The sequence below is a fragment of the Microcystis sp. M53603_WE2 genome, assembly GCF_030065435.1.
This window is the reverse complement of sequence record NZ_JASJFF010001394.1, coordinates 1-3755: the sequence shown is the minus strand read 5'-3', so window position 1 is coordinate 3755 and position 3755 is coordinate 1. Positions and strand designations below refer to the sequence as shown.

Annotated in this window: 5 protein-coding genes and 1 pseudogene; 2 read left to right on the top strand and 4 right to left on the bottom strand. The window is 45.1% G+C overall.

The window, feature by feature from the left end:
• Together PX481_RS29295 and PX481_RS29290 are read left to right on the top strand one after the other, a co-directional pair.
• Positions 1-285, top strand: a pseudogene (locus tag PX481_RS29295) (Uma2 family endonuclease); the annotation flags it as partial.
• 275 nt (positions 286-560) lie between these two features.
• Complete coding sequence (locus PX481_RS29290; protein ID WP_004266757.1) at positions 561-1181, top strand: hypothetical protein; 621 nt, start codon at positions 561-563, stop codon at positions 1179-1181.
• Between the two features lie 51 nt (positions 1182-1232).
• Here the strand turns inward: PX481_RS29290 and PX481_RS29285 are convergent, their stop codons facing one another.
• The 4 genes from PX481_RS29285 to PX481_RS29270 all read right to left on the bottom strand — a co-directional run.
• Positions 1233-1403, bottom strand: a complete 171-nt coding sequence (locus tag PX481_RS29285; RefSeq protein ID WP_002742489.1) for a CAB/ELIP/HLIP family chlorophyll-binding protein — start codon at positions 1401-1403, stop codon at positions 1233-1235.
• Positions 1404-1491: 88 nt separating this feature from the next.
• Entirely contained in the window at positions 1492-2220 is a 729-nt protein-coding gene (locus PX481_RS29280; RefSeq protein WP_043999493.1) for a Bax inhibitor-1/YccA family protein, read from the bottom strand.
• A gap of 368 nt (positions 2221-2588) precedes the next feature.
• Complete coding sequence (chlG, locus tag PX481_RS29275; protein WP_004266754.1) at positions 2589-3569, bottom strand: chlorophyll synthase ChlG; 981 nt, start codon at positions 3567-3569, stop codon at positions 2589-2591.
• Positions 3570-3575: 6 nt separating this feature from the next.
• The coding region (locus tag PX481_RS29270) for an ArsA family ATPase (RefSeq protein ID WP_502888646.1) at positions 3576-3755 on the bottom strand (180 nt) is incomplete at its 5' end.

Here is a 3755-nt window from a genome sequence, read left to right as displayed (position 1 = left end):
TGGTTGGGAACTTGGGAGGGTACTATTGACCGAGAAACGGCAATCTGGGCCAGATTTTATGACTCGGAAGGCAATTTAATCCCCTTGCCAGAAGAAGCAGCACAGGAGCAAGCGGCCGCAGCACAGGAGCAAGCGGCCGCAGCACAGGAGCAAGCGGCCGCAGCACAGGAGCAAGCGGCCGCAGCACAGGAGCAATTAAATGCTACTCAGCAAGCTCTGGAAGCGGAAAGACAGCGTTCTCAACGGCTGGCGGCTCGTTTGCGAGAAATGGGGATAGACTTGTAGTACAAGTGTAACGAATGTTCGGGGTGGGGAGATGGGGAAATGACCTGATGGGGAGCTTTTTGCCTGACTGACGGGCAGATTTTCAACACAATCAGTGGTCGTGCCAAATTAATTTCCTCAACCTTGAGGAGAAATTCTGTCAACTTCGATCAAAAGCCGCGTAAATTCTGTATTTTCTCTGAAAGTCTTATACATAGCTTTTAAAATTGTGATCGTAGCGGTAGGCTAATTCAGATCAATTAAACTTCTTCCTCACTCCCGACTTTGTTAGTACCATGAAACCTAACTCTGGCCTTAAACGGTTATTATCCCTGATATCTGCCGTTTCTTGTAGTTCCCTCTTGATTTTATCCCCTCTAGCCCAGAGAGCGCAAGCAGACGATATTACGGATGCCCTAGAAGCGGTAATTGAATATACGGCTCAATTACACCAGATCAATTTTAAGTATTTGTTAAGCGATGGCCCGATAACCACTCCCTGCGGCGTAATTTCCCTAGCGGCTTTCTGCACTGTAGATAATACAGTCTATGTCAATCTCAAGCAAGTTACTGGTATTAGCGATAATCCTTTATTTCCCCTTTACGCCGTCGCTCACGAGGCCGCTCACGCTGTTCAGTGGAATCGGGGTATTGGTGGCATCGATGAAGGTGGGATGAGCATCGGCATTGAATTACAGGCCGATTGTCTAGCGGGAGATACCCTTTCTTGGTTATTTACCGAAGCTAGAGGTTTATCCAAACAGGATTATATACTAGCGGGAAAACTTCTAGGGGAAGCCGCTTCGGAAGTGGGCGATTTTGAAGTTCCTAATCGCTCCCACGGGACACCACAACAGCGAGGTGATTCGGTCTTGCAAGGATTCTACGGGGAAAATCATGAAGCTTGTATGCGTTAGCTAACACTCAAGGCTATATTTCCCCTAGAATGCCTAAAAAAGCCTAAAAAACTACTGTAACCCTAACCAAGATAACAGACCTTGGCCAGTTAGATACTCGATCAACAGGGTGATCACAAAACCAATCATAGCAGCCCTACCGTTGAGGCGCTCGGCATAGTCATTAAAGCCAAATTTGGGATCTTCTAATTTGGGGGTTTGAGTCGGTTGTGGTTCAGTCATGATCTTTACAGTCCGTTTACATTTCTTTACTATTCTAGCGGAGTTAGAAGTTAGGTTGTAACTAATTTCTAACTCCTCTCTATTTGCCCTAATCTCGACCGTTAAGAGCGATTAAAAGGCGCAGAATAAAGATAAATAGGTTGATATAGGTCAAATACATCGATAAAGCAGCACTAAGATACTGTTCATCTCTGTAGGTACGGGGCAAGATGTAAAAGTCCACCACTGCCGAACCAGCAAACAAGAAAACCCCGATGCCAGAAATGGCGATTTCTAACCAGGTGGGAGTAGCGCCACCAAAGATAGAGAAAATTAGCTGACCAATGAGAACAATAAAGAGAGCGAGAATACCGATGCTAACGGTTTGAGTCAGGGCTAAACCATCTTTTTCCGACAGATTCGAGCCGATATTGCGTCCCAAGACAAAAGCGATGCCGCAACCGAGGGCAGCAATTGCCACTCCTCGCAAACCAACACCGGAAGTACCTAAGGCCACATAGACGATTCCACTGAGAGTATAGCCAGAAAGAAGACTATAGAGAGTCAGCAGGGGCAGAGCAGTGCCTGTATTGCCTCTTTCCGCAGTATTACGGGCGACAAAAAATAAAATAATCTCGGCAATCAGAGCGACAAAGAAAGTCGGGAAGAAAATCTGGGGATAGGATTGGATCACACCTAAACCGCCATAGGTTCCCACCGCAGTCAAAATTAGACCGCCACCGAGATAGGGCAGGGCCTTGGGGATAACATTGGGGCCGATAAGTGCTTGGCTTTTAGCCTCGCGTAAAGCTTGGCGAAAATTACTGGTATTACTCATGGTGACTAGGTTCGAGATACTTGTCTCAATCAATCTTGTTAAACAGAAACTATTCTTGATTAGTTCGTCAAGAATGGCAAATCGGAGGGAAGAAAAAAAGGTAAATTTTTCCCCCGGCATCGATTCCCTCTTGATTGTAACGAAAAGACTAGGGATCGAGCTAAGTAGGTAGGTGTTAAAAATTGTCAGATACCCCCCTTATCAAGGCGGGATCGGCACCCCCCTTATCAAGGGGGGATTAAGGGGGGATCGAACCGAAAATCCATTTTCACCCCCCTTGACCGCTCAAGTTACCTTAAACAGAAGCCCAATTCAAGGCGATTATGTCCCATAAACTGGATATTTCCTGTTTTTATTAATTACAATCTTCAGAGTATCCCCTGACCTAAAGCCAAACCTGTCACCAACATTCCTAACACTAGAAAAGGCTGGGCGCTGGCTTGATATTTGACATCATTTTTGAGCGGATCCCGCAAAAAATACATATCTTGGAAAGTGATCTGAGGGATAATTAATAACAGTAAAATAGCGGCATAAAGATTCTGATGAATACTAATCAGATAGCCCGCAATTCCTGCTTGAAAAACATCGATCATAATCACACAAATCCAAGCTGCGGTGGTAATTCCAAACATAACTGGCAAGGATTTTAAGCCTAATTTTTCGTCACCTTCCACACTTTTAAAGTCGTTGACCACAGCAATGCCTAAACCCGCCAGACTATAGATGAGGGTTAGGATCATAATTGTCCAATTTAACTGACCAAAAAGGGCGTGACCTGCCCACCAAGGTAAGGCTATATAACTAGCACCGAGGGCATAATTTCCCAGCCAACCATTTTGTTTTAATTTTAAAGGTGGCGCTGAATAAATATAGGCGATAAAAGAACCAAATAGGGTTAAACAGAGCATGATCGGGAAATCATGACCGGCCCAGCGATCGAGAAGATAGGCTATTCCTAACCCACCCGCTAATAAAACCAAAATCTGGCCGACTACTTGCGGAATAGAAATTGCCCCCGAAGGAATCGGGCGATAGGGTTCATTAATTGCATCGATTTCTCGATCGTAAAAATCATTTAAAGTTTGGGTATAACCGGTCATCAATGGACCGGAAAGTAACATACAGGTGGCCGCTTTTAAGACATCTTCTAAAGACCAAGTATAATTCCCCGATGAAGCAGCCCCACAGACAACCCCCCAAATTAGGGGAATCCAAGTGATCGGCTTCATCAATTGTAAGCGGATTTTCCAGAGGGAAGTTTCTGCCGATGAAGCCCCTTTCATCCCCAATAATTGGCGAGTTTTTGCGCCTCGATTATCCTTGTTTTCTATCTCGGTGTTCGACATAATCCCTTAAAAAGAAATAATTAAGTAACCGTCTTGGAATTTGGCCCCTTTTACCGCTCGTCCGGTTAGAGGCGGTGGTACATCAATATTACGCCGTTGATCCCCGGCTTCGATGGTTAATTCTGGACCCGATTGCGTCAGTTTTACCTGTTTTTTCTCGAATCCGGGTAAATAAACCTTGACCTG

Coding starts and splice junctions, on each gene's coding strand:
- PX481_RS29290 (WP_004266757.1), top strand. CDS start 561: ATGAAACCTAACTCTGGCCTTAAACGGTTATTATCCCTGATATCTGCC.
- PX481_RS29285 (WP_002742489.1), bottom strand. CDS start 1,403: ATGACTGAACCACAACCGACTCAAACCCCCAAATTAGAAGATCCCAAA.
- chlG (WP_004266754.1), bottom strand. CDS start 3,569: ATGTCGAACACCGAGATAGAAAACAAGGATAATCGAGGCGCAAAAACT.
- PX481_RS29280 (WP_043999493.1), bottom strand. CDS start 2,220: ATGAGTAATACCAGTAATTTTCGCCAAGCTTTACGCGAGGCTAAAAGC.